This window comes from Vibrio sp. L3-7, from assembly GCF_963898195.1.
Classification (GTDB): domain Bacteria; phylum Pseudomonadota; class Gammaproteobacteria; order Enterobacterales; family Vibrionaceae; genus Vibrio; species Vibrio echinoideorum.
Genome location: NZ_CAWQUW010000003.1, coordinates 48,114 through 75,055, shown reverse-complemented (window position 1 = coordinate 75,055; position 26,942 = coordinate 48,114). Strand labels below are relative to the sequence as shown.

Genomic DNA, 26,942 nt, shown 5'->3' with positions numbered 1-26,942 from the left:
TGTGTGAAATGCGTTGAATGTGCTTTAAAATCCGATTTCCATCTTTAATTTCGGCAAAAAACATCAATTAGGAATCAAACTTAAAGTAAAGAAAATCGAATGAAGAGGTCGCTGTCACATTCGAATGGTAGCTCTTTCTAATTAGACCTAATTGTATTTCTAAGTAGAACTAATTCTATTGAAAACTAATCTTATTGAAGACTAATCTTATTGAAGACTAGAGGATTACATCGGCAGATTTAGGAATTCATTACGGTGCAGCTTGTTCGCCAAGTTGTCGCGAATTTTTCGAGGGATAAACTTCATTCGATTAATCTGCCTAATAAGCTCTTCTGCGAAGCTAGGATGTTGCTTCATGTTCATGACGCAACCCATCAGAGTAATGCTCTTCGCTTCGAGCAGTTTCTTTGCTTGGGCAAGGTGATGGCTTGATGTTTCTCCGTAAGCGACAACAAGTAACGCTCCGTCACACGCGCTCGCGACCGATTGAGCTGGGATGTTACCTTTATTGATATTAAGTAAGGGCGAAGTATCAACAATCACACGGTCGTACTTTTCTAACCATTGAGTCACCGCTTTTTGAAGCGTAGCCGGATCCTTGTATGCTAATTGAGTCGAAGCTACTTGGGGGGCGGGAACACCAATGAAAATGCGTTGTGATTCGACGTGCTCGATAAGTTGTCCTGATTGATCTTCTTCAAGCATGTTCACATCCTTAAAAGCAGGATTGAACAAGTTAAGGTCAACATAAAGAGTGGAGTGTCCAGCTAACAAGAAACGCTCGGCAAGCGCTGTAGCAACAGATGTTACACCGTCACCGGAGTGGCAGGCAGTAACACAAATTGAACGTTGACCGTTAAGTTCTGAAGCTAAATACAATTGTTCAACTTCGGCATGCGTGGCTGAAATAGTCATTATAAAGCTCCTATAAGAACGATGGTGGTCGTAATACGTAAAATGTCATCTAAACCTACACGGGCTTTTTCAATAAAGCTTTCACGACGATCGGGAATGTAAATCGTATCACCCGCGCGTAACACTGGTAGGTTGTAAATGTTGGCTGTTTTACTGAATTCAACAAGGTCGAAGGTACGAGCTTGGCCTTGGCAGCAAGACATGTTAACGATGGTGATTTTTTCTACATAAGCATTGTCGGTAGGGCCAGCAGCTTCTGCCAAGATATCAAGAATGGTCATGTTGTCGTTGAACACATAACGCCCCGGATTGTTAATAGCCCCAAGGACTCGAACGGTTTCTTCTTTTGGTGTATCTAACCAGTTTTTGCCTTTCTCTGGGATATAAATAGTGTCACCAGTTGTTACGTTTGGCAGTAATGATTCATCACCCGTTTCAAAGTACAACGATAGGTTCAGTTTGCTTACTTTGGAATATGTTTTATCGCGGTGTGTTACGCGAACATTATGGATGTCAGCATCTTTAGTTGGGCCATCAGCAGCAGACAATATGTCTAGGAAGTGCATGTCTTTTGTAAAGCGGTAACGACCGGGCGCATTCACTTGTCCAAAAATGTAGATCGAGGCGTCTGAGCTTTGACGAACCCATTGTGATTTATTGTCTGATGGGTCTTGTGGTAAATCGTGAACTCGAACGATTGAACCCGCACGAATGTAGGGCATTTGATCGCGTGGTGCGCCGTTTTTGATGAAGTCATCAAGATTAAATACAACCAACTTTCGGCCTGTTACGACTTCAATTTTCGACGTGTCCGCACGTAGCGTCGGACCACCAACGTGTGCTAATAAGCCCATGAAGTTCATTTCATCCGACCATTCAATACGACCGGGGCGATTCACTTCACCAATCACGTTAACGGCTCTGTCTGGTGTAATCTTCAACCACGACTTTTCGTTCATGTCGGTTTTCTCAGGAACGAAAATCGCATCACCCGCTTGGATTGAAGGTGGAGCAGAATTAGCAAGGCCTTCTGTGTATGCCGCAAGGTCAAACTTAAGTACACGACCATTAGATTTGATAACACGGATTTGTCTTGATTCAGCAAAGCGAGTCGGGCCGCCTGCGTTAGCAAGGATGTCCATGAACGTCGCACCTTTCTTGCCTTCAAAGGCTCCTGGTGCGGCTACTTCGCCCATTACGTAAACGGTGTTCGCGCCAGATTTAATCTCTTCTTCCTGTTTAGGAACAAAAACCGTTGAACCCGGACGCAGAATCGGCAGCATACTTTCATCGCCAGAATCTAGGTAACGCTTTAAGTTGAACAGAGTCGGTGTGTTGTTCGAGATAACGCGGATTTGCTCAACACTGGCGTAGCGCGTTACGCCGCCAGAACGCATTAATACGTCAACTAAGTCTGAGTTCTCTTTGTAAGTAAAAGAACCCGGTGCGTTTACCTCACCAAACACTTTGATGGAATTTCGAGAATCAGCACTATCACCTGAGTTAGCAAGCTTTGCGGCATCAAACTCTTGTTCGATGTTGCCCACTAATGGAGACGCAGGAACGAATAACGAATCAAGAGATTGAAGTGTTGGAAGGGTTGATTCATCACCTGAATCCAGAAAGCGTTTGTAGTTGAATTCTGTATTATCAGAGCCGCGTTTCAAAATAAGTTTGTCTAATTGTGCGCCCGGACGAAGACCACCTGCAGCATACAATGCCATCTGAATGCTAGAACCTAGTGACAATGTGTACTCACCGGGTTGCTCAACGTAACCTTGAACGGAGATGATGATTTGCTGTTCTTTCACATAAACTGAAGCGTTTGATAGATCTTTATAAGCGGTCGCCAATGCTTCCAGTACAACCTTATTCAATTGGTCATTATCATAACCAGCCACAAACACAGTACCAACTTCAGGAAGGGTAATTCGTCCACGCTTGTCAACCTGGAAGCCGGTATTCAAGGTGCTTTCACCGGGTACGTTAACTTGGATAAGGTCACCCACTTGTACAGCTCCTGAAAACTCTTCTTCTGCGTTGACTGCAGTCGCAAAGCAAAGCGAGATGGTGAAAATAAACGTCAGTAGAATTTTCATAGAGCACCTCCCATTTTAGCTGCGTTCTCGGGCGAGATAATCTCAATACTTACACGGCGGTTAGTTAGACGTGTTCCATCAGATTCACCTTCAAAAAGTGGCACAGTTTCACCAACGGAAACAGCTTTGATTCGCTGAGCACCCAACCCGAAAATAGTAAGGTAACGTTCAACTTGTTTAGCACGGCCTAGGGCTAGCTTGTCGTTATACTCTTCAGTTCCTGAGCCATCTGCATGACCGGTAACAACAAGGTCCAGTGATTTATGTTCTTTTAGTAGGGTAGTCGCTTCTGCAAGACGTCCCATGTATTTAGGGTTTACTTCGGTAGAGTTTTCCGCGAATTGATTGTCAACGTTTAGTAAATCGTACAACTGTTGAATCACTGACAGTTGCATACGGAATTGATTTTCGTTTTTGGGTGGCTCGCAACGCGCTTGAGAAGTCACGTAATCAAGCTGTACCTCTAGCTCGTTAAGGCGTTTTCTTTGAATAACCAAATCGTTAGCCGCATCTAACAACAAACCGCCTTGTAACTCACGAGCGATACGATTTTGCTTTTCGATAGCTTGGACTACAGCAGCAGGGAAGCACCAGCGAGCACCTTCTTGAATTAAGGCATCTAGATGAAGTTTTGCTAGTTGCCAATCGAAGCGCAGGCCATGTTCTGGGCCTAGAGGTTCGTCAGGCATGACAGGCGAGAAATCTGAATTTTGATAATTGATGGAATCGTAACTTTCCGCTAATCCGCCAATGCCTTGTTCTGGGTAGCTTGTGCAACCCAGAACTAGAGCAGACAGAGAAAGGGCTATGTAGTTTTTCAGTATTTTCATGCCAACGTCCTTTGTTTTTCTTATTATTATTATTTTTTATTACTTCTAGCTTAGTGGATCTTCATGAATTAGTAGGATTTTTTGAGTTAACTGGGATCGCATGACCGATTCGTAGTAGGTTCATGATTTCAAGCGGCTGGCCTGATACATTTTCTAAGCGCATGTTTCGTTCTCGCTCGGTAAGACGTTTGAACATGTAAACAATTGCACCTACGCCTGATGAATCAAGAAACTGCACTTGGCTGAAATCAACTTCGATTTCTTGGTGTCCATCGTTTGAAATAACGTCGTCAATATCAGTTTGTGCGTCGCGGCTACCTGCTGCGTCTAAATCACCAAAAATTGAAAGAGTCAGTGTTGTTGTGTTTAAGTCAATCTTACGTAATTCCATAGTGTTATCTCCTTGAATGCATGAGTTAACTAGAGCACGTAATGTGCCAACTTTTATGTTGTTTATTTTCAATGACTTAATTGATCACTATTGTTCGCTGTCATTATGAGAAATCCGTTTTCTCATAATGATAACTAAAAATGAATGGGGTTTTGGGAGCGATAACTCATTAATTTTGCGAATGAAACGGGAGATCCAATAAGGTTGGCGTTTGAATCGCATCTTTAATGAAATATCACGTACCGTAACTAAAGAGCGCTTAGGATATAGCGTACTTGGGAAAAAGAACGAACCATACGGAGAAGACGATGAGATTAACGAAATTGGCAATTGCGACCCTTTGGGCATTTTCATTCCCATCACATTCTTCTTACTTACCACCCGATCACCTGATATTAGCCAATAATTACCAGCAAGGAATCGATGTTTCCCAATACTGGACCAGCGAGAAGTTGGATGGCATCAGAGCTCTATGGGATGGCGAACATCTGCATACTCGAAACGGTAATCGAATTTACGCGCCTACGTGGTTTGTTAAAAACCTGCCGAAAGTGAAGTTAGAAGGGGAGCTATGGGCTGGCCGAGGTAACTTTCATGTTGTTCAATCGACCGTGTTAGATCATACGCCCAGCGATACAGCATGGACAAAAATTGATTTCATGTTGTTTGATATGCCTGGCGCTGCAGGTGATTATCAGAAACGTTATTACAATATTATTCATTGGGTCAACGTGATCAATGAATCACACGTTGGTTATGTTGAGCACTCCCCAATTCATAATGAAGAAACCTTGTTTCACCAGCTAGATAATGTGGATGAACGCAATGGTGAAGGTTTAATGCTGCGTAAAATCACCAGTCGTTACCAAGGTGGGCGAAGTAATGATCTGTTAAAACTAAAAAGACATCACGATGCGGAAGCGATTGTCATCGGATATAAAGGTGGAACAGGCAAATACAAGGGAATGATGGGCTCAATATTGGTTCATACCGAAGACGGCGTTGAGTTTTATATCGGGAGTGGGTTTAGCGACAAAGAGAGATTGGCACCGCCAGAAGTCGGTAGTCGGATTACCTTTCGTTATAACGGGTTCACTCAAAATGGTAAGCCTAAATTTGCGCGTTTTGTTCGAGAGAAGAGCGAATATTAAGACACAGCCAATACATACGCCCAACAAGCTATGTATCTGCTTAATAAACGAGTATCTACTTAATCAGTTATATCTACTCAATAAACGAAAAGAGCCCTGAAAGTCAGAGCTCTTTGTTGCATGTGGTCCCGGTTCTAACTGTTTAGCTAGCGCTGATCTAACGAGAACTAAATTCTAGTTGAACATCGTCGTCTTGTTTGTGCATCCAGTGAAGTCGCATACCCAACATAATGGCTGCAGACGTAAGACCAATGATGAAACCAATCCAGAAGCCGTGAGCCCCCATAGGTTCAACGATCCAATCTTTCATTCCTAAGATGTAGCCAATAGGCAGACCAAGCAACCAGTAGGCAACAAAAGTAATGTTGAAGATAGAACGCATGTCTTTGTATCCGCGCAGGGCACCTGCCGCAATAACTTGAATTGCATCGGTACATTGATATACCGCAGCGAACAACAATAGTTGCATCGCAACAGTAATTACCGCCGTATTTTCGGTATAAAGCAGTGAGACTTGCTCTCTGAATAACACCGTTAACGCAGCTGTCATAAACGCCGTTACCAATCCAACAATAATGCCCACATGTGTCGCTATTCTTGCACCTTCAGTGTTGCTTTGACCCAGTTTATGGCCAACACGAATACTCACAGCTGCACCAATACTCATTGGGATCATGAAGACTAATGAAGAGAAGTTAATTGCGACTTGGTGCGCGGCAACAATCAGTGAGCCCAACGGCGCCACTAATAAGGAAACGACTGCAAATAGCGTCACTTCAAAAAAGATAGCTGCTGCAACTGGGAAACCAAGTTTGAATAAACGGATTTGCGCTTTTAACTGTGGTTTATGGAAAGTGCCGAAGACATTAATTTTCGCTAAGCGCTTCGATGTTAAAACGTAAGCAAATAACAAAACGAACATCACCCAATATACGATAGCCGTTGCCACACCACAGCCAACACCACCAAGAGCAGGAGCGCCGAGTTTTCCGTATACAAACATCCAGTTAAGCGGGATGTTCAATAGTAGGCCGATAAAACCAATAACCATTGCTGGTTTGGTTAAAGACATTCCATCGGTAAAACTTCTCAAGGTTTGGAACAGCAAAAATGCAGGAACAGCAAACATCACGGCATTCATATAGCCGATTGTTTTTTCAGCCATGAGTTGTTCAATATCCATCCATTCAAGTATGAGCTGAGTTTGGAACAGCACACCAATGATTGGAAGGGAGATAACGAGCGCTAAAAACGCACCTTGCTGAATTTCAAATGGAATTTTTACTTGGCGACCCGACCCATTCAGTTGTGCCACAACAGGAACAAGCGCCATTAATAGACCCACACCAAATAGAATGGATGGTAACCAAATACTTGCTGCTATCGAAACCGCCGCCATATCGATAGCACTTACGCCACCGGCCATAACGGTATCGACAAAACCCATTCCGGTTTGTGCAACTGATGCGATCAAAACCGGGGTCGCAAGTTTGATTAAATTAGAGGCTTCTTCTTTGTAACGATGCACAAACAACTCCAAATAAAAGAGAAAATTAGAATAATAGTGTAGGAATGGACATTCTGAAGGAATCAAAGACATTGATCATTAAGCTTCCACTGGACGAATCATAAAGAAATGTCACAATAACTGCTATGAAAAACTGTTACTAAAATGCTAAATAGGAATCTTATGTTTACAGGTATCGTTCAAGGCATAGCAACACTGGTTGCGATAAACAAAAAAGAGTTGTTTCAAACTCATACCATTGAGTTAACAGACAAAATGGTTGAGGGCTTAGCAATTGGTGCTTCAGTCGCTCATAACGGTTGTTGCTTAACCGTTACTGAAATTTCCGGTAACCAAATCTCATTTGATCTGATGCAAGTCACGCTAAGACTAACCAATTTAGGCCAACTCAATGCTGGTGACCAAGTAAACGTCGAACGCGCGGCTAAGTTTGGTGACGAGATCGGTGGCCACAGCATGTCTGGGCACATCGCACTGATGGCTAAGTTAGTTGAAGTGATTAAAACGGAAAACAACCGTACGCTTTGGTTTGAACTGCCTGAAGCATCAATGAAGTATGTACTAAGTAAAGGTTACATTGGCGTTGATGGGTGTTCATTAACGATTGGTGAAGTGGAAGACAATCGTTTCTCTGTACATCTAATTCCAGAAACTCTGAATCGCACTCTATTTGGCGGCCGTGAAGTAGGGGACGATGTGAATATCGAATTCGACCCTCAAACACAAGCTATCGTTGATACCGTAGAACGCGTACTCGCAAATCAGAAATAACCTGAACGTCAAAGCTTATGGTTTGGGCAAGTAAGATATCATTATAAATTATAAAAAGAGCACATCAGGTGCTCTTTTTTGATCGGGCTTGAACCGAAAATGATTTGTCAGAAAACCTGTTCATCGTCTGCATCAATCGAGAGATTAATTCTATCTCTCACTTCATCGACCTGCATGTCTAAATGAATGGCGTTACAACAGGCTGGGCAATCATCGTAAAAATCTTGGCTGCCATTGGATGCGTCGAGCGTTATGCTAATACCGTGCCCACAATGAGGGCAGGAGACATGTTTCTCGGTGTATTTATGCATGGCGAAATCTCCTCACTGTAACTTCTATCAATTTCAGTAGCTTTTCTCAATCGTAGTCGCTTATATCGAAACTAGTATCTTGCATCAAACCTAGTAGCTGATATCGAACGTTCTTGCTTGTATCGATCTAGCTTGTATGGTTCTTGGTCAACCACAGTAATTATTATTAAACGGCCTGTATCTTCTTAATGCACGCCTCAGTTTGTGCTAAATACTCACCACCGAATTGATTGCAGTGGTTAAGAAGATGGTACAAGTTATAAATGTCTTTCCGATCAGTATAGCCAACGTCTAGCGGCATGACGCTTTGATAGCCATCATAAAACTCTTGAGGGAAACCATGGAACAATTCCGTTAATGCTAAATCACATTCATGGTCACCCCAATAGCAAGCTGGGTCGTAACAAATAGGACCAAACGCTGAGTTAGCTACATTACCGTTCCAAAGATCGCCATGAAGTAAAGAAGGACGAGGGTTATGGCCAGCTAATCGCATGTTCACAATGTCGACGATATCGTCAATATTACCAAAGTCGATGCCTTTCTCTTTCAACAACTGTAATTGGAAACCAATACGTTGTTCAGAGAAAAAACGTCCCCATTTTTTATGCCAAGGGTTAGGTTGGAGAGTACTGCCGATGTAGTTGTCTTGATCGCAACCAAACTCTTTTTGTTCGCCCCATTGATGAAGCTGGGCAAGTTGAACACCAAAATCAAAACTATTATTGCCAGTTTCAAGCGGCTTCGTTGGTAAGTAATTGAGGATGATGAATGAACACTCTTTGGTTTTACCAATAAGCACGAGTTCGGGTACATAAACGGTGGAGGTATCTCTTAATAAGCGCAGGTTCTCAGCTTCAATTTCAAACTTAGGTAGAAACTCTCGCTGATTTACCTTAACAAAGTAACGCTCATTACCGTCGCTAATCATGAAGCAATCGTTAATGTCACCACCAGAAACTTTAGTACGTTCAGTGATCTGAAAGTTAAATAAAAGTGTATCTGAAAGCTGTTGAGAAATGGCCTGCCACATAGGAAATCCTCACAGAATTGTTGGATTGAAAGACTATTAATTTGAAATACTGTTCGTTTAATAGCAATAGTTTAGGATAAATCTGAGTAATTTATAGACGCACTGGTCATGTTCTTGTCTCTAATTCATCTTAAGGTGAAACAATTGGCCAATCTGTGAACTTAAGCTTATTCAATACCATTGATAACTCGACAAAAAATGACAATTGGTGATAGCAAACACTTTGGAACAAACCTCACATTCAACGTTGAATATGAGGCTTCTAACTGGAAAAGTGCAGTTGGGTTGTTATTGTCTACGCTTAAACTTTAGCGTGTACTAATGCTAAGTTAAGTCATGCATAACTTAGCCGATGTTATTGAACATTCAAAAAGTGTTGAAAGCCGTTACTAAGTTCAACTTTCTGCCTTTGTTTGTATCTTGATTGAATTTTGCGCTTAAATGCTAACAGGGATCATTTTAATACTACTTTTGATAATAAAATGATGACAAATGGCTTCATTTACATAGTATTAGCCTAGTACGTGTTAATCTGCTCTTGAGCTTAAAACGGAGATTTATTGTGGTTGTAGAAACCGATGGCTATTTGGCTTTAATCGAGCACCTATCATTCAATTTGGATGTATTTACCAATGGTAGTGGTGATACAGGAAATGAAAGTGTCGAAGATATTGTTACTGACATGATTTCAACGAACATCATGGCTATCTTCGAACAGAACCCTGAACTGCACTCAAGTGTTCGTTTTCAATTGTTGAAAGAAGCGGATGCAGTAGTTGCCGATTTAGGTGAAGTGCTTGCAGGTGTATGGGCCAAGAAAGCGACTAACGAGCAGATTGTGTTTTTAGATGAGTACATCGCGTTAGTGAAAAACCTGTTTGATACTGCTGTCGCTAAATATGACTAAACATCAGAGCTTATTTCTTTAAGCATTAGACATTTAAGCGCCAGCATTTTTGAGTACCAGTACTTGAAGCACTAAGATGTTAAACGTTAGTGCTTCTATGTAACTGTGCTCTAGGTAGATGCATGGGGAAACTGACGCATTAGATGCGTCTAAAATGCCAAAACTTCGAAGCCCAATAAGGGTTATCCAGCCTTGAGATAATCACCCCTTTAGATGTAGACGCATGCAAGAACTGTTTATTTCCCAGATAAACACCGACATGTCGTACTCTTGGTGAGGTTTTGAAAAACACCAAATCTCCACTTATCGCTTGTTCATACGCAATTTCTACACCTTGTTTACTCTGATCTTTGGTCGTTCGCGGCAAAGCTTGTTGCGTTGCATTTTGGACGGCAATTTGAACAAAGGCGGAACAATCTACCCCTCGAAATGACGTACCACCAAAATGATAAGGCACACCTTTCCATTGGTCATACACGCTCATATAAGCATTTGCGGTAAGCTGCTCTGACTTTGATAACGGTTTTGAAGGCGTTTTACTGTAGCTGGGAGGCGGTGGTGTAGAGCTACAAGCAGCCAATGTTGCTAAAGTTATTGTAACTGCAAGCATTTTTCTGATTTTCATATGTAACTCTTCTGACAAAAAACTGAAATATAAACGTCATCAACGACTTCTAGTATACGGAATAACTTAAGGATATCTCTTTTCGTAGTCAAACTGGATTTCGCATGCCCGACACAAATTTACTAATAAAACCCTCACGTTATACATTTTCGCTCATTCAAACCGTCACTGCTGTATTTATTTCCATTCTTTTACTTGTCACTTTTCTATCGATGGTCAGTATCAGAGGCATAGAGAGGGTTGGTGGGCATTTCGATACATTGTCTGAACAAGCATTGCCCCTCGCACTACACAATGCTGAGTTAACTCAGAGCGTATTAGAACAAGTAAAACTGCTTACCTACAGTACGCAATCAACCGATTTAGACACATTAAACGCAACACGTTCAGCCATTGAACAACTGGCTACAAAGAGCAATCAAACGCTAGAGGAACTCCTTTTTATATCCCAATCTTTCCCTGATGCGATTTCTTTAGAACAAAAACAAAGCTTGATTGATGATATGACTCAGCTGCAAAAAATGACCAACAGCGTGTTATTGGGGCAGATTGATATACAAGGTAAGCAAAACGTCATCGATAGCCAAATAGGTGGTTTTCGCTATGGTGTGAGTTCAATAGGACCTGAGATGAACCGCATTAGCTCTTTCCTGGTTCAGAACAATCCTGAAGCGTACGATGCGGCTAACCGATTCACAGCGAGTGCTTCTGCAATGGCGAACACTTTCTTAATGCTGATGATGCAATCAGACTTAGAAAAAGCGGAAGATGAGTTTCGAGAGTTAAGAAACCGCATTGCTGGGATTAACCTCGCTTACGATGATTTTTCAGAATGGCACCCAGATATTGTTGAATTTGCTAGCCTGACCGCGGCTTATGATATGGTGAAAGAAGGGTTCACGGAACATGGCGTGATTAAACAGATCCTCTTGAAGTTGGAATTGGAAGAAAAACAAGAGCAGAACTTGGCTGAAGTGATTGCCTTAGCGAACAAAGTTATCGGTACACTTAATCAATTGTCATCGACGGCTTCACAACTGATTGATGCAAGTGAGTTGGTTGTGAACCAAACCATCACCAACATTGACAGAGTGTTATTCATTAGCGGTTTGGTGATCGCGGTGATCATTATTATTTCATGGTTTGTGCTACGTCGTTGGGTGAATAGAGGCCTGAAAAACATTACCCAACAGTTGAGCTTACTAGCCGAACATGACTTCTCGAAACAAAGTAATTTGGTAGGGCCATTAGAGCTGCAGGTTATCGCTTCAAAACTAAATACTGTCGTAGATTCAACCGCTGATTCTGTTCGCTTGGTCACTCGTAACTGCGAAACACTTTATCAAACCGCAGAGGTTAGCCACGATGCTGCAGAACAGACGAATTCAAGCTTAAACGAACAGAATGAATCTCTACAAAACATGATCACAACCATTACTCAACTTGAAGCTTCTATAGGCGAGATTGCGCGTATTTCTAACGCATCGAACGATGATGCTCAACTTGCAGAAGATGAATCGGTCACCGGAAGTCAGGTTGTTGGCTTGAATCAACAGCGTCTTCAAGCCTTAGAGCACTCATTAAGCTTGAACGAAGAGTCGATGGCTGACTTAGACGGTCGAGTAAAACAAATTCGAGAAATGGTTGATATGATCAGCGGCATTGCTGAAAACACCAACCTATTAGCGCTTAATGCAGCGATAGAAGCGGCACGAGCAGGAGAACAAGGTCGTGGTTTCGCAGTCGTTGCGGATGAAGTGAGAAAACTGGCGAGCGGCACATCCCAGCAAACCACCAATATTCGCAATATGATGAATGAGTTGGTGGCTGCGGCAGATCGTTCTCGTATGTCCGTCAGCGAATCTCGAAGCGAAATGGCCAATGCATTGAAAACCAGCGGTGATGTAAAGCAAGCTTTTGAGAAGATCGACGTTGCAGTGAGTCAAATAAAAGGTCGAGTCGAGCAAATCATGGTCGCAACAGAGCAACAAGCACGCGCAACTGTTGATGTGACCCATTCCATTACACGTGTATCAGAACAGGGTGAAAACACCAAGCTACAGCTAGAATCTATGATTGAAAGCTCTGAGCAAGTTGCTGATATTGCAGGGCATCAACAAGCGATGCTTCATAAGTACGTGCTGAGTTGATAACCAGTTAGGAGAAGGAGTTGCCTGGATAACAAGCCAGCTTCTCGATACCAAGAACAAGGCGCTTAAACTCATTATTAACTCAAACCGACTAATAAATAGTTTAGCGCCTACTTTTTATTGGGTCTCATATTGAAAAATGGCATGTAGAAAACAAACCGTTACTTTGATTCTTTTGAATGTGGGTAATGGACAAATGGCTGACGTAGCATTAAATCCAACCTCTGTTCTTTGCCGTCTTGTATCTCAGGTACACCAATGTGGACTTGATCGTGTCCAAGTGCAGGCTGGGCACGATAAGTTTTAAACCAGATGTCCCACACTGATAAGAAGAAGCCAAAGTTAGAATGAGTTTCTTTGACGATGATAGAGTGATGCACTCGGTGCATGTCTGGTGTCACAATCACCTTTCTCAGTCGCTTATCAATCCACAAGGGTAAACGCGCGTTACTGTGGTTAAACATCGCACTCGCGTTAAGCACAATTTCAAATATCATTACGGCAATCACTGGAACCCCAAGGGCGATCACTAAACCCACTTTAATGAGCATAGAAAGCATCATTTCAATTGGATGAAATCGTGTACCCGTTGTGACATCAATATCGAGGTCGGCATGATGCACTCGATGTAATTTCCAAAGCCACGGAACACGATGAAACACCAAATGTTGCAAGTAAATGGCGCAATCCAACAGCAACACACAGATAAGGACAGTGAATTCTTTAGGAAGTGACAGGGTATTAAATAAACCCCATTGATTGTCTTGTGCAATGACAGCCGCTTGGAATGCGGCAATAGGAATAAGTGTCGCTAACAGAAAACTGTTGAGCGCAACTAATGCAAAATTGTTCCCCCAACGAAACCACTTGTTTTGCGTTAGCGTTTTACGTGGGAAACGGTACTCCCAAAACGCACATAATCCAAAAACGACAATAAAACAAACAAGGCGAAGCAGTGATGGGTCTTGCATGGGAATTCCTTCTATCATTCTAAGGTCACTGTAAGTACAATCGTGCCACTTTTCTAGATCTATCGTTATTGTCCATGAGAATCCACGCTTTTCACCGTTTATATCAACACCGTTTGTCTATTGCTACGAAGCCGTTTAACGCGCGCGGATGCAAAGTAGTGCGATGCGAGTACTGCAAAATCAAGCAAGACAGCTGTATCTGCGAGCATCAACCGAATATAGATACGAATGTCGCCACTATGTTGATCTTGTCAGACAATGAAATCTTGAAGCCAAGTAATACCGGCCGATTGATAGTTGATACGGTCAAGGACAGTTATGCCTACCTTTGGCACCGTACTGAGCCGAATCAAGAGATGTTGGACGTCCTAAAAGATGAACAATACCAACCTGTGATCGTATTCCCTGAAGACTATACCGATGACAAATCGCGCGTGGTTCAAGATCTGCCACAAATGCGTGACCCTAACAAAACGTTATTGCTGATTTTCATTGATGGCAGTTGGCGCGAAGCTCGACGTATTTTCCGTCGTTCAGAGTATCTGCAAGATTTACCGGTGTTATCGATTGAGCCTGAATCAGTTTCTCAATACATGATGCGAAAGTCAGACAACGAACAACACCTCTCAACTGCAGAAGTAGCCAGTTTAGTCTTAAAGCAAGCTGGTGAAGAAGAGGGTGCAAAGACTTTACAGCTTTGGTTTGAAGCATTTCGTGAAAGCTACATGCTAAGTAAGACGCGTTACAAGTCAGATCCAACTAAACCTAGCCTGAATGCTTTCATAGAACACAATAAAAATGAGACGTCACTCTAACCTTTAACCGCTATGTGCTGACTTGTTGTTCAAACAGACTCGAACACGAGATAAGTTTGTTATCTATCACGGTTTGTAGGGGGAGTGTTATGGATAATGCTCCTTAGTTGTTTATTTACAAAATTTTATTTGCCCGAATTTAGGGAAAAATTGGAGAGATTTCATGTATTACGGCTTCGATGTTGGCGGCACAAAAATTGAGTTTGGTGCATTCAATGAGAAACTTGAGCGAGTAGCAACAGAGCGCGTCCCAACGCCAACAGATGACTATCAATTATTACTTGATACGATTGCTGGCTTGGTCAAAAAGTACGATAACGAACTGTCTTGCGAAGGCAAAATTGGCCTTGGTCTTCCTGGCATGGAAAACGCTGATGACGGCACTATGCTTGTTGTTAACGTACCCGCATCAACAGGTAAGCCGCTACGTAAAGACCTAGAAGCGCTTATCGGTCGTAGTGTGAAAATCGAAAATGACGCAAACTGCTTTGCGCTTTCAGAAGCATGGGATGACGAGCTTAAATATGAGCCATCTGTTGCTGGGCTTATTCTTGGTACTGGTTTTGGTGGCGGTTTAGTCTTCGACGGTAAAGTATTCTCTGGTCGTAACCACGTAGCCGGTGAGCTAGGCCATATGCGCTTACCACTTGATGCTTGGCTTCATCTTGGCGACAACGCACCGTTATTAGGTTGTGGTTGTGGTAAGAAGGGGTGTTTAGACAGCTACTTATCAGGTCGTGGCTTTGAGTTGATTTATGATCACTACTTCGGTGAGAAGAAGAAAGCGATTGAAATCATTCAAGCTTATAACGATGGCGAAGCAAAAGCCGTTGAGCATGTAGACCGTTTTATGGAGCTACTGGCTATCTGTTTTGCAAACTTATTTACAGCGCTTGATCCACATGTTGTTGCGTTAGGTGGCGGCTTGTCTAACTTTGAGCTGATCTACGAAGAGATGCCAAAGCGTATTCCTAAATACTTGTTGTCTGTAGCGAAATGTCCGAAAATCATCAAAGCAAAACACGGTGATTCAGGCGGCGTTCGTGGTGCTGCATTCCTTAACATCAAGTAATCGCGACTTGATGTAAGCTAATGACAAAGCATAAATAAAAATGCCGCAATCTCGTAAGAGGTTGCGGCATTTTTTATTGTTCGATGTTCTCGTTGCTAGAAGCTAGAAGCTAGAAGCTAGAAGCTGCTAAGAAGCAAGATCCAAGAGAACTTACTTCTTCTTTTTACCAACACCAAGATTGTCTTTTTGCTTCAACGTAAGCTTAGTAAAGCCAAGCTTGCGGAAATAGTTGTCTTGGTAGTTACGAACCGCTTTGGTATCAGAAATAAACTCAAGCTGTTGCTCAGTTTTTAGATACTCAGTGATGTCGATGCCTTCAGCTACAGCTACAGCTTCTTGGATCGTGCGGTGTTCTTGTTTCGAAAACAGTAACTCTTTGTCTTCGTCTTTGTAAGTGTACAGAATGGTACGAGCCATGATGCTCTCCAATAGAATTATTACTTTGCGCGCACTCTACATAAAAACAGTACGTGGCTCAAGGTTATGGTAAAAAATCTTAAGATTATCGTTCTTCACGCTTATCGCTATTTAAGCTTTCTGTCTTTCAAGGAACGAACAGATTGTCTTTTACAAAACGAACAGAAAAGAAAGCCCCATAACATCGAAAGCTTGATAGAAGGGGCTTCATCTATGTTTTGGCAAAGAGCTTTTAAGTCAATTAAAGAGTTTCTAAGGTAATTAAAAAGCGGGTAAGTCAATTTAGGTCTCATTGAACCTTCAATTAAACACGGCCTTGCAGTGGAATAATCGTTACCGTTTCACCGACTTTTACAGTGTCTACCGCAGGTGAAATTTCGATTAAGCAGTTTGCTTCGCTCATTGAACGCAAGATGCCTGAGCCTTGCTTGCCGGTTGTTTTCACTTCAAGCACGCCGGATTCGTTCATCGAGAACACACCACGACTGAATTCAGTACGGCCTTGGCGAGAACGTAGCTGTTCAGTCGCTACTGCGTTCGCTTTCACTGGTGTCCAGTTGGTTTGACCTTGCAGTTTGCGAATTGCTGGCTCTACAAAGTTAATGAACGACACCATCACGGCTACTGGGTTACCCGGTAAACCGAAGAAAGGTTTATCTTCAATTTTTCCGTAAGCAAGAGGGCGTCCCGGGCGCATATTGATACGCCAGAAATTGATTTCACCTAGCTTATCTAATGCGAGTTTAATGTAGTCAGCATCACCAACAGACACGCCACCGGACGTTAACACCATGTCAGTCTCTAACGACGCAGCATGAAGCACGTCCATCATCTTTTGTTCGTCATCTTCGATAATGCCGTAATCAACGATGTCACAACCTAGTTTTTGAAGCATACCAATGATCGTGAAACGGTTCGAGTCGTAGATAGAGTTTGGCTTTTGCTCGCTACCCGGCGCTTGAACTTCGTCACCAGTCGAGAACACACCCACTTTTACTTTACGCAGAACAGGGCAAGTACCGAAACCTAACGATGCCATCATACCCATTTCAGGTGATTGAATTCGTGTACCACGTGTAAAGACAGGTTGACCGATCTCTAAATCTTCGCCCGCCATGCGGACATTCTGTCCTACAGAAATTTTAGCGTCTGGGAAGCTAACCTTGTTATCTTGTTGAACGGCTTGTTCACGCATCACGACCACATCAACGCCTTCAGGCATTGTAGCACCCGTCATGATCTTAACCGCTTCACCTTGTTGAACGGTTTTATCGTAGCTATGACCAGCCATGACTTCAGCAACCAGTTGGTAGCTATCCAGTTCTAAATCTTCACTGCGGATTGCGTAACCATCCATCGCAGAGTTGGTGTTTTGAGGTACATTGATTGGCGAGATCACATCTTCAGCCAATACGCGACCGTAGCCTTTTTCTAACACCACTGATTCAGTTAGGACCAACGCATCAATACTATCGACGATCTTTTGCTGACCTTGCGTAACGCTTAGACCAGCAGGAGAGAAGGAATCACAACACACAACAGGTGTATCGTCTTTTGAAGATGAACACGACACTGTTTTGCTTGTTGTCGATGAAGGGTCGAATGACTGAGCATATTCGATGATGAAATCACGAATCGCTTCTAAGTCGCTGATCGCCATTTGTGGAAGATCTGATTCAACTTGGCTGTCTGCAGCGATAGCAATAATGTTGTCATCGTTTGGATACAGCCAAGGTTTGCCAACTTCGTCTCTGTGTAATTCAATTTTTGGAAAGGCAATGTTCTTGCAACCTTCAACCAGAATCAAATCCAGCGTGTTTGTATCGAAGCGTGTTAGAAGGTAATCAAAATCCGCTTCAGCATCTGGCGTCTCTGTCATCATCACATGACGGTTACGAGAAGCTATCAACATTTGATTCGCACCTGCTTTACGAAGGCGGTAGCTGTCTTTACCTGGCTTATCAACATCGAAATCGTGGTGAGCGTGCTTCAGAACGCCGACTTTGATGCCAGCGTTTGTCAACAGAGGTAACAAAGCTTCCAATACGGTTGTTTTGCCTGTGCCACTGTAAGCAGCAAAACCCAATAGAGGAAGGTTAGGGCGTTGTTTAGAATCTTTCATTATTGAAGCGTTCCGAATTGGGTGAGTTCTTCTGGCGTATTCAAATTTACAAAGCAGTTAGGTGAGTCGCTAAAATCCACGTACTCAGTCACACACTCTTTGTATAACAAGATGATTTTACGGTCACCACGTTCCAAAAACGCTTCCAACTTTGGAAGAACACGTTTGTGGAATAGGGTGAATACCGGTTGCTTAAATTCGCCATCGTGAGCGACAAGAATGTCACTGTCTTCTTTTACTGCCGAACAAAAGCGTTCTACGAGATCGTCACTGATTTGAGGGCTATCGCAAGGAACAAAGCCGACCCAATCTGTGCTCGCATTTTTAAGACCAGCATGAATACCACCCAAAGGGCCAGGGTAATCAGGAAAGGAGTCAGACACAACTGGCGCAAATACTTGGTAGCGGTCTAAGTTACGGTTGGCATTGATAGTAATGCTGACATCTTGCTGTGACAGCTTGTTTATAACGTATTGAATAAGCGGTGACCCGTTGAGTTCAACAAGCCCTTTGTCTTTTCCGCCCATACGGCTGGCCTGTCCGCCAGCTAAAATAACCCAACTAGTTTGCGTGGGAAGCAGCATAAATATTCTCTTGTGCTCTGTTTTTTTGAATAACTTGTAGAAGCGGCGATTCAGTCAAAGTACTGTCTTTGATCCACCATTGCTTCTTACATAAATCGGTTAACGCGTTAGTTTGATGACTAGTGATGACCAAACTTGCGCCTCTCTGAAGAAGATCTTCAGCCATAATCACCAATCTTTCAATAGATTCTTTATCTAAAGAGGCACTTGGTTCATCCATAAGCAAGATTGAAGGTTTTAGAATCCAAGCTCGAGCCATTGCAACGCGTTGACGTTCACCACCAGACAGAACAGAAATATGCTCGTCTGCGAGGGTTTCTAAACCTACCATTCTCAACGCGTTAATTATTTGAGCTCGCTTATCTTTTTGGCTCTCTTTATTAAAGCGAATGCCATAAGCGACATTTTGGTACACCGAACCATCAAAAAGGTAAGGGGTTTGATGTAAATAGATGATGTCTTTGAACTTGAGCCTTGGGAATAAAATCTGCTGCCAACTTTGAGTAGGAGATTGAATGCGTCCAGAGCTTGGCTGGATTAATCCTGACAAGATTTTGAGCAGGGTCGTTTTACCAACGCCATTATCGCCTTTGAGATAAATGGCATCGTTAGGGCCGATCGACAATTCGGGAATATGGAACAAAACGCGCTCTTTGTAGCGCATTGAGATTTGCTGCGTTGTTATTTTTATACTCATGACAGCGTTCCTAAGTTCTTAAATAGCCTTTTCCTCTCACACTGGAGAGAAAAAAGTTAAGGGCTAATGCCAGTGCAAGTAAAACCATACCCAACGCGACACCTTGTGCGAACGCGCCTTTGTGGCTCTCCATGGCAATAGCCGTTGGAATATTTCTTGTCATTCCCATAATGTTACCGCCGACCATCATTGAACAACCCACTTCAGTTACGATGCGAGAAAATGCCGCGATGGTTGCAGCCATTAAAGGAAAGCGAGTTTCCCAAATCAAGGTAGATGCAACTCGAGTTGTTGAGACACCCAGAGTACGAGCGGTTTCGACGGCACGACGGTCACTGGCTTGCAGCGCGCCATGCATCATTGCGACAAGAATAGGGAAACAGATCAGCATTTGACCCAATATCATCGCCTTTTGTGTGAACAGCAATTGCCAGTCACCCAAAGGACCCGAGCGAGATAACATCATGTACATCAACAAGCCGATCACAACCGTAGGGATGGCTTGCAGGGTGTTGATCACTGAAAGTAATGCCCATTTCCCCGGAAACTCGGTATACGCCAATAAAAAAGCCATAATGATTGCGGGCACAATCACCAATGAAATGGCGGACAAAGATACGCTGAAAGATACCGCGACTATTTTCCACAATTCGTGGTCAAAGCTCACCAGTAAATTTAATGCATCAAGCGTTGTTTGCCATAGGGTCATGAAGTATCTCGTTTCGATCGACAATAAGTCTTAAAGGTATGACTGGTTTAATCATAGCTGATTCAATACACGTGAAGCTTAATTGGTCAGCTATTGTCTGTTAAAGCGGTCGTTTATAAGAGCTGTCGTTAATAAAATCTAACAGCTTTTACTAAGTGACTTTCTCTAACGTTTTTCCTAACGTTAATGCCACGTAGTAAAGAATAGTGCTTTGTTGACTATTCTGCGCTAGCAACGAACAGCTGCTTGCCGTGAAGCTTAAAGTCGTTGATTAGTTTTTGCCCTTTAGGGTTAACCAACCAATCACTGAATACTTTCGCAGATTGATAGTTAATTGTAGGGTAACGCTCCGGGTTCACCAGAATCACTTGATAAGGGTTGAATAGGTTTTTGTCGCCTTGGAACAAAACTTTAAGGTCAAGTTTGTTTTGGTAAGCCAACCAAGTACCACGGTCTGTCATTGTGTAACCTTGCATCTCTGACGCCATGTTTAGAGTAGGCCCCATGCCTTGACCTACGCTGCGGTAGCCACCGAAGTTTGGTTCCATTTTGGTTTGTGCCCAAATACCCATCTCTTTTTTATGAGTACCTGAATCGTCGCCACGAGAAACAAAAGTAACGTTATTCGCTGCGATAGCTTTGAATACTTCAGCAATATTTTCTTGAGAAGCGATTTTAGCCGGATCGGTTTGAGGACCAACGATCACAAAGTCGTTGTACATCAGTTTACGTGGTAAAACGCCGTAGCCTTTTTCAACGAAATTCGCTTCCGCTTTAGGGGCGTGCGTCATCACAAGATCGACGTCGCCGTTTTCGCCCATGCGTAGTGATTTACCCGTACCTGCCGCTAACACGTCCACTTTGATACCAGAATCCTTTTCAAACTCAGGTAATAGGTAATCGAGCAAACCAGAGTGATAGGTACTTGTGGTGGTTGCTAGTTTGATATGCGTGGTGTCTTCTGCGCTGCTAGCCGTGTAACTGACGATAGATAGAGCTGCAATGGTTAAGGGAATTGCTTTCATTATTATTATGTCCATTTTGTTATAAATGAATGACATGCCTTCAATATAAAGGGCTCGAAGAAGGTCATGTGCACAAGACGCTAATTTTTGTAATTAGAAATCATCCCCTTACAAGCAAGCTTAATGCCAATAAATCATGCATCAGATCTCATTAAATTGCTGTTATTTCGGACTAAATTGCGCCATTTGACCCGATAAATTGAAACAAAACATGAGCTAGGACAAAATGTCGCACATTGCCCCTGTTGAAGAAAAGGTTAATTGGTACACTCTGTCCCAACTTTCCCTATGGGCTTACCAATATGTCTTCACCTAGTTCAACTGCATCTAATCTCAATCTAAATACATTGACTCAATATCAGGCGTTTTCCGTCTTGGTGGTAGATGATGAAATTGGCATGCAAGCAATTCTCAAGAAAGCACTAGGTAAGTTGTTTGGTAAGGTTTCGAGCGCTGGTTCAGTAGAAGAGGCTGAGATCCTACGTTGTAATGAGCATTTTGATCTTATCGTTCTCGATATCAATCTTCCTGGCCGTTCTGGGATTGAGTGGGAAGAAGCCTTCAACGATGCCGATAAGCGTGCTGATGTTATTTTCATGACAGGCTACGCCGATCTAGATATGACCATATCCGCACTTAAGCTTGGCGCTTCAGACTTCATTCTTAAACCATTCAATTTAGAACAGATGATACAAGCTGTACTTCGTTGCATGGATAAACGCTTAGACCAACGAATGCAATATGCGCTCAAGCGAGATATCAGTCGTCATATCAAGACCGAATTGATCGGTAGTTCAGATAAAACAAAACAACTCAAACAACTTATCAGTCAGTTTGCACCATCACGAGCATCAGTACTTATCGAAGGTGAGTCAGGTACTGGTAAAGAGTTGGTGGCGCGTGGCGTGCATGAAGCCAGTAAACGTGCTGGTCCATTTGTGCCAATTAACTGTGGGGCGATTGCTCCAGAACTTTTAGAAAGCGAGTTATTTGGTCATACTTCGGGTGCATTTACTGGCGCGAAGAAAAATCGTGAAGGTCTATTTAGAGTCGCGAGTGGCGGCACGTTGTTCCTTGATGAAATAGGCGAAATGCCATTACCAATGCAAGCAGCGTTATTGCGAGTTTTAGAGCAACGTACAATTCGTCCGGTTGGTAGCGAGAAAGAGATCGCCGTTGACGTACGTGTTGTCGCGGCTACTAATCGTAACCTTCAAGATGAGGTCGATAAAGGGCACTTCCGCCGAGATCTATTCTACCGACTCAATGTACTCAAGATCGATGTAGTACCTTTAAGAGAGCGTCCGTCTGATTTGATTGAGCTTGTTCCTTACTTTACGCGCTTGTTATCGAGTGAACTAGGGGTGCCTGTACCCAATTGGGCGCATGAAGACATCTTGGCATTGAATGAATACGAATGGCCGGGGAATATCCGAGAACTTAAAAACTTAGTCGAACGATGCATTCTTTTAGACAAGCCACCAGCGCATTACTGGCGTGAGATTAACGGTGACCCGGCACCGACGAGTATATCAGTGACGGTGTCACACGGATCTGAAGTGCCTAACTTGGAAAACTATGACGCTGCAGAAGGTTATCCAAACAATTGGACACTCAAAGAAGTAGAAAAAGCGCACATTGAGCAACTTGTCAGTTTTCATGATGGCAATAAATCTGCCGCTTCTAGGGACCTCGGTGTTGCACGCAAGACATTAGAGCGCAAATACAAAGATTGGAATACAGAAGGTTCTGAATATGCCGATTAGACGCCATTGGTGGTCGAAGTGGACGTTCCGTTTCAAAACAATGGTGCGTTATCGTTTGTTGTTCCTGACATCAGCTCCGATTATCTTGACTCTTTGTGCGTTGGTTGCCATTACTTTGTATTGGTCTGTTCACTATACGTGGCAGGGTGCATTGATTGATGTCGACGAGCGTTTGGATGTTGCGGACAACAGCATTCACTTGATTCAGAATCAGCAAGCTTACAATGTTCGCGCATTTGCTGAGTCTTACAATTTTCGAATGAAACTTGGAAGTGATATATCGCAAGAAGATCTCACTCGCTGGGTATCAGAAAACAAGAAACGTTATAAACTCGATTTTCTACGTTGGCGCAATGTCGAACGTATGGATAAGAAGCTCGAATATCTCAATCTGACGCACAAAGAATCATTTTTCAATGTACTCAGCCGAGATGAACTGAATGAACTCGATCGCAATCTAGCCAAACAAGCAGAAGTCCCAATGCTCAACGGACAAGATGTAGAAACACGAGGTTTGGTCAGCCGAACGGTCGTGTCGATCCGAGACAAGAATGATCATGTGATTGGTTTTCTTGATGGCGGCATTTTACTCAATAACAGCACCCAGTTAGTTGACCAAATCAGCAACCTCATTTACCCACAACGCGAAGGATTTAACCGACGTATTGGTACCGTTACCGTATTCCTAGATGATCTTCGTGTTAGCACAAACGTGCCTCTGAGTAGCGAAGAAAGTGCAGGGCGTGCAATTGGTACTCGCGTGTCTAACGAAGTTCATACCAAAGTTTTGAATGAAGGCAAAGAATGGCTTGATCGTGCTTATGTTTACGATGCTTGGTACATCACGGCCTATCAACCAATCCATGACCAATTCGACAATGTTATCGGCATGCTTTATACCGGTTATTTGATTTGGCCTCTCATACAAACGTATCTAACCAACCTTGGTGAAATCAGTATTACCATAGTGGTGTTGTTGTTAGTTTCAGGTTTGATCGTTCATCGTGGTGCTCGGGATCTTTTTAACCCCATAGAACGCATCCATAAAGTCGTGAAGCTAGTCCAGATGGGGCAAGACAAACGAATTGGTACGCTAGGTTTGGATGATCAACACGAACTTACATTGCTTGCCAAACAGTTCGATAAGATGTTGGATCTATTGCACCAACGTAATCAAGAGATCCAACAAGCGGCATCAGAATTAGAATGTAAGGTTCATTCGCGCACTGCGAGCTTAAAAGAGAAAACCGAAGAACTTGAACGCCATATCCAACTGCTTAATCAGGCGAGAGACAAGCTGGTGGTCAATGAAAAGTTAGCAGCATTGGGCGAGTTAACCGCGGGCATTGCGCATGAGATCAATAACCCAACGGCCGTGATTTTAGGCAACGTAGAATTGATGAAGTTTGAGTTAGGCAATGACATTGGCCGCGTAGACGAAGAGGTCCAAGCCATCATGGAGCAAATCGACCGAATTCGAAATATCACACGAAGCTTGCTCCAATACAGCCGACATGGCGGTGTACAAGACGAAGTCACCTGGCAACACATTAACCCGATTGTGGATGAAAGCATCACGTTGGTGAAAACAGGCGCTAAGAAGAAAGGCATTGTTTATATCTCTAACCTTACCGCTAAAACCTCTGTTGAGGTAAACCGAAATCAACTACTGCAGATTCTAGTGAACCTACAAATGAATGCGATTCATGCGATGGATGGACAGGGCACACTGACTATCTCAAGTGAAGATTGGGTTGAAAACGGCGTGTCTCACGGCGCTATCGTTCATGTCGAAGATGAAGGCTGTGGTATTAAAGAAGAGCAACTGAAACGCATCTTCTCGCCTTTCTATACCACCAAAAGAGACGGCACGGGTTTAGGCTTGTCAGTCTCTCAAAGTATCTTAAGTCAAACAGGCGGCGAGATACGTGTTGAATCGGAAATCGGCAAGGGCAGTCGCTTTAGTATCTACCTTCAACAAAAAGCCACGCCTCAGTTATTGGTGTCTAATCTCTAGTCATTCCGTACTTCTATCATTACTTGTCACATGCTTGGGCTGTTATAACGCTTTCTTAGCCCAAGCACGTAAATTCCGCTCTACTAATCTATTTACGTTAAAACCTCAATATCTTCCAGTTTGACAGATACCTCTTTTTGATTATGTAACACAGTGTATATTGCGCGATCTTGATGCATATCATCTGTACGTTATAAAATTTTGATACATTGATCCAAAATTAATAATTAAAACAAATAGGTAAAGTCAGTCAGCTATGAAATTAAGTAACCTTTCTATCAAATCTAAGCTTGTATCGATTGTCATCTTCTCGGTTGTTCTATTGGTTATGGCGTCCTCCTTTAATTTAATGCAACAACGCGCTAGCTCCATGGAGGAGCGCCAAGATAAACTCAGCGCTCAAGTTGAAACGGCGGTCACCTTAGCAAGCTACTACTACAGCCAACGAAACGTACTTGGAGAGGAAGTCGCCAAGGAACAAGCGCTACGCGCCATCGAAACACTTCGTTATGACAACACCAATTATTTCTGGATCTTAAACCAACAGCTCAACATTATTATCCACCCGTTAAAACCGGAACTTAACGGCAAGAACGCGGGCAATTTTAAAGATGGCGCAGGCAAGTACCACTGGCGTGAGATGGTCACCATTTCACGTTCTCCAGAGGAAAAAGGCTTTCTTGATTACCAATGGATGAGTCCCCAAGGTGAACTCAAAGACAAAATTTCATACGTACAACTGTTCCCGGAATGGAACTGGGTTATTGGGTCTGGGATCTTAGTCGCTGATATTCAAGAGGCATTCTATGCATTAGCGATAAAAGAGGGACTTATGGCGGTTGTGTTTTCAGGCCTGTTGTTTGCGATGGGCTACGCGATCTCCAACAACATCCTTGTGCCACTTAATAAGCTTATTGATAACACCCATGAAATTGCAGATGGTGATCTTCGTGTTCGTATGAATATGACGCGTAAAGATGAACTCGGTGATATGAGCAAGCAAATTGATACGATGCTCGAAAAACTACAAAGCACGTTGCGAACCGCAAATGAGTCAGCCGATTTATCCAGTAATATGGCAAGTCATATTGCTCAAGCCAGTGAAGAGGCGGCAACCAGCGTTAACTCACAGCATGCTCAACTTGAGTTATTGTCTACCGCAATGACAGAAATGAGCGCGACCATTTCAGATGTTGCTGTTAATGCAGAGAACACTGCGGCGAGCACGAACAAAGTCGTCGATCATGCAAATCAAAACGATGAGAACATGCAGGTAACGTCTAAGACGATCTCTCAGGTTTCAGAAAACATTTCAACAGCAAACGATTTGGTGAGAGATCTACAATCTGGCGTGACTGAGATAAGCCAAGTGGTGAGTGTGATACGTGACGTATCAGAACAAACTAACTTGTTAGCATTAAACGCAGCGATCGAAGCTGCTCGTGCTGGCGAGCAAGGAAGGGGGTTCGCGGTCGTTGCCGACGAAGTACGTAACCTAGCGAGTCGCACTCAGAATTCAACCAATGAAGTACAACACACGATTGAGAAACTCACTCAACAAGCTGAGCGTACCTTTAAAGCGATGCAAAGCAGTAATGAGAAAGTCGATCATAGTGTCGTCGCCTCTAACGAAACTCGCCAACAACTTGATGTGATTGTTAATGAGTTACATAACGCTAACGACATGGTGGCACAGATTGCCGCGGCCTCTGAGCAACAAAGTGCGGTAGCAACGGAAATGAGTGAAAGTGTCACCGGCATTCATTTAGCGGCAAACGAGGTACTGCAAGCATCACAATCACTAGCGGAAGACAGCCAGAAAATGGCGAACACGACTGAGCATCTCACTGATCAACTGAAATACTTCAAGGTCTAATGAGGTTAGGCTTATTCCCATAGAGGTTTGAGCCGACTGAGCTGATGAAGATGAAGGTTGTTGTTTATCAAGGTTTCTTCTCTTTAAGTTTAAGCTGTGCTTTTATAAAGCTATAAAGGTCTAGGTCAATAAAGAGTAATAAAGAGTAATAAAGAGCTAT

At 43.0% G+C, this 26,942-nt stretch carries 24 protein-coding genes; 9 read left to right on the top strand and 15 right to left on the bottom strand.

Annotated elements, in window-relative coordinates; all coding sequences use genetic code 11:
* Nucleotides 1–225: 225 nt before the first annotated feature.
* The 4 genes from AACW75_RS03725 to AACW75_RS03710 all read right to left on the bottom strand — a co-directional run bounded on the left by AACW75_RS03725 (nt 226) and on the right by AACW75_RS03710 (nt 4,235).
* Nucleotides 226–915, bottom strand: a complete 690-nt coding sequence (locus AACW75_RS03725; RefSeq protein ID WP_145568401.1) for a CpsD/CapB family tyrosine-protein kinase — start codon at nt 913–915, stop codon at nt 226–228.
* Entirely contained in the window at nt 915–3,014 is a 2,100-nt protein-coding gene (locus AACW75_RS03720; protein ID WP_135458172.1) for an SLBB domain-containing protein, read from the bottom strand. The genes AACW75_RS03725 and AACW75_RS03720 overlap by 1 nt, the downstream gene beginning before the upstream one ends.
* Nucleotides 3,011–3,844 carry an OmpA family protein gene (locus AACW75_RS03715; protein ID WP_145568403.1) on the bottom strand — a complete coding sequence of 278 codons (834 nt, stop codon included), beginning with the start codon at nt 3,842–3,844 and terminating at the stop codon, nt 3,011–3,013. The genes AACW75_RS03720 and AACW75_RS03715 overlap by 4 nt, the downstream gene beginning before the upstream one ends.
* A gap of 61 nt (nt 3,845–3,905) precedes the next feature.
* Entirely contained in the window at nt 3,906–4,235 is a 330-nt protein-coding gene (locus tag AACW75_RS03710; protein ID WP_016797676.1) for an STAS domain-containing protein, read from the bottom strand.
* Between the two features lie 308 nt (nt 4,236–4,543).
* Here AACW75_RS03710 and AACW75_RS03705 point away from each other — a divergent pair, with 308 nt between their 5' ends.
* Entirely contained in the window at nt 4,544–5,386 is an 843-nt protein-coding gene (locus AACW75_RS03705; RefSeq protein ID WP_145568405.1) for a DNA ligase, read from the top strand.
* A 157-nt stretch (nt 5,387–5,543) separates the two neighbouring features.
* Here the strand turns inward: AACW75_RS03705 and AACW75_RS03700 are convergent, their stop codons facing one another.
* Nucleotides 5,544–6,914: an MATE family efflux transporter gene (locus AACW75_RS03700; protein WP_145568407.1), complete on the bottom strand. Its 1,371-nt coding sequence runs from the start codon at nt 6,912–6,914 to the stop codon at nt 5,544–5,546.
* A 162-nt stretch (nt 6,915–7,076) separates the two neighbouring features.
* On the opposite strand from AACW75_RS03700, the gene AACW75_RS03695 reads away from it, so the two are divergent.
* A complete protein-coding gene (locus tag AACW75_RS03695) occupies nt 7,077–7,685 on the top strand; it encodes a riboflavin synthase subunit alpha (RefSeq protein WP_135458176.1) in 609 nt (202 codons plus the stop codon).
* 107 nt (nt 7,686–7,792) lie between these two features.
* On the opposite strand, the gene AACW75_RS03690 is transcribed toward AACW75_RS03695, so the two are convergent.
* Together AACW75_RS03690 and AACW75_RS03685 are read right to left on the bottom strand one after the other, a co-directional pair.
* Nucleotides 7,793–7,996, bottom strand: a complete 204-nt coding sequence (locus AACW75_RS03690; RefSeq protein WP_017073239.1) for a CPXCG motif-containing cysteine-rich protein — start codon at nt 7,994–7,996, stop codon at nt 7,793–7,795.
* 166 nt (nt 7,997–8,162) lie between these two features.
* On the bottom strand, nt 8,163–9,029 hold the full coding sequence (locus tag AACW75_RS03685; protein WP_017073240.1) for a fructosamine kinase family protein: 867 nt from the start codon (nt 9,027–9,029) through the stop codon (nt 8,163–8,165).
* A 562-nt stretch (nt 9,030–9,591) separates the two neighbouring features.
* Here AACW75_RS03685 and AACW75_RS03680 point away from each other — a divergent pair.
* Entirely contained in the window at nt 9,592–9,936 is a 345-nt protein-coding gene (locus AACW75_RS03680; RefSeq protein WP_017073241.1) for a DUF3802 family protein, read from the top strand.
* Between the two features lie 139 nt (nt 9,937–10,075).
* Here the strand turns inward: AACW75_RS03680 and AACW75_RS03675 are convergent, their stop codons facing one another.
* Nucleotides 10,076–10,561, bottom strand: coding sequence for a C40 family peptidase (locus AACW75_RS03675; RefSeq protein ID WP_017073242.1), 486 nt, complete (start codon nt 10,559–10,561; stop codon nt 10,076–10,078).
* 104 nt (nt 10,562–10,665) lie between these two features.
* Here AACW75_RS03675 and AACW75_RS03670 point away from each other — a divergent pair, with 104 nt between their 5' ends.
* Nucleotides 10,666–12,711 (top strand): methyl-accepting chemotaxis protein, encoded by a 2,046-nt coding sequence (locus AACW75_RS03670; RefSeq protein ID WP_145568409.1) that lies wholly within the window; start codon nt 10,666–10,668, stop codon nt 12,709–12,711.
* Between the two features lie 161 nt (nt 12,712–12,872).
* Here the strand turns inward: AACW75_RS03670 and AACW75_RS03665 are convergent, their stop codons facing one another.
* Nucleotides 12,873–13,682, bottom strand: a complete 810-nt coding sequence (locus AACW75_RS03665) for a sterol desaturase family protein (RefSeq protein ID WP_145568412.1) — start codon at nt 13,680–13,682, stop codon at nt 12,873–12,875.
* 68 nt (nt 13,683–13,750) lie between these two features.
* Here AACW75_RS03665 and AACW75_RS03660 point away from each other — a divergent pair, with 68 nt between their 5' ends.
* Nucleotides 13,751–14,497 (top strand): tRNA-uridine aminocarboxypropyltransferase, encoded by a 747-nt coding sequence (locus AACW75_RS03660; protein ID WP_145564289.1) that lies wholly within the window; start codon nt 13,751–13,753, stop codon nt 14,495–14,497.
* A 163-nt stretch (nt 14,498–14,660) separates the two neighbouring features.
* Nucleotides 14,661–15,569 (top strand): N-acetylglucosamine kinase, encoded by a 909-nt coding sequence (gene nagK, locus AACW75_RS03655; protein ID WP_145568414.1) that lies wholly within the window; start codon nt 14,661–14,663, stop codon nt 15,567–15,569.
* Between the two features lie 150 nt (nt 15,570–15,719).
* Here the strand turns inward: nagK and AACW75_RS03650 are convergent, their stop codons facing one another.
* The 6 genes from AACW75_RS03650 to AACW75_RS03625 all read right to left on the bottom strand — a co-directional run bounded on the left by AACW75_RS03650 (nt 15,720) and on the right by AACW75_RS03625 (nt 21,123).
* On the bottom strand, nt 15,720–15,986 hold the full coding sequence (locus AACW75_RS03650) for a DUF2960 family protein (protein ID WP_017073247.1): 267 nt from the start codon (nt 15,984–15,986) through the stop codon (nt 15,720–15,722).
* 304 nt (nt 15,987–16,290) lie between these two features.
* A complete protein-coding gene (locus AACW75_RS03645; RefSeq protein WP_017073248.1) occupies nt 16,291–18,108 on the bottom strand; it encodes a bifunctional molybdopterin-guanine dinucleotide biosynthesis adaptor protein MobB/molybdopterin molybdotransferase MoeA in 1,818 nt (605 codons plus the stop codon).
* Nucleotides 18,108–18,692 carry a molybdenum cofactor guanylyltransferase MobA gene (mobA, locus tag AACW75_RS03640; RefSeq protein WP_017073249.1) on the bottom strand — a complete coding sequence of 195 codons (585 nt, stop codon included), beginning with the start codon at nt 18,690–18,692 and terminating at the stop codon, nt 18,108–18,110. Before mobA ends, AACW75_RS03645 begins: the two co-directional genes overlap by 1 nt.
* Nucleotides 18,670–19,389, bottom strand: coding sequence for an energy-coupling factor ABC transporter ATP-binding protein (locus tag AACW75_RS03635; RefSeq protein WP_017073250.1), 720 nt, complete (start codon nt 19,387–19,389; stop codon nt 18,670–18,672). The genes mobA and AACW75_RS03635 overlap by 23 nt, the downstream gene beginning before the upstream one ends.
* A 10-nt stretch (nt 19,390–19,399) precedes the next feature.
* Nucleotides 19,400–20,098 (bottom strand): ABC transporter permease, encoded by a 699-nt coding sequence (locus AACW75_RS03630; protein ID WP_102554481.1) that lies wholly within the window; start codon nt 20,096–20,098, stop codon nt 19,400–19,402.
* Between the two features lie 218 nt (nt 20,099–20,316).
* Entirely contained in the window at nt 20,317–21,123 is an 807-nt protein-coding gene (locus tag AACW75_RS03625; RefSeq protein ID WP_135458185.1) for a substrate-binding domain-containing protein, read from the bottom strand.
* A gap of 302 nt (nt 21,124–21,425) precedes the next feature.
* Between AACW75_RS03625 and AACW75_RS03620 the strand changes: the two genes are divergently transcribed.
* The 3 genes from AACW75_RS03620 (at nt 21,426) to AACW75_RS03610 (ending at nt 26,782) form a co-directional block, all read left to right on the top strand.
* Complete coding sequence (locus tag AACW75_RS03620; RefSeq protein ID WP_145568416.1) at nt 21,426–22,889, top strand: sigma-54-dependent transcriptional regulator; 1,464 nt, start codon at nt 21,426–21,428, stop codon at nt 22,887–22,889.
* On the top strand, nt 22,879–24,906 hold the full coding sequence (locus AACW75_RS03615; protein ID WP_145568418.1) for a sensor histidine kinase: 2,028 nt from the start codon (nt 22,879–22,881) through the stop codon (nt 24,904–24,906). The genes AACW75_RS03620 and AACW75_RS03615 overlap by 11 nt, the downstream gene beginning before the upstream one ends.
* A 256-nt stretch (nt 24,907–25,162) precedes the next feature.
* Nucleotides 25,163–26,782, top strand: coding sequence for a methyl-accepting chemotaxis protein (locus tag AACW75_RS03610; protein WP_145568420.1), 1,620 nt, complete (start codon nt 25,163–25,165; stop codon nt 26,780–26,782).
* The last annotated feature ends 160 nt before the right edge of the window (nt 26,783–26,942 follow it).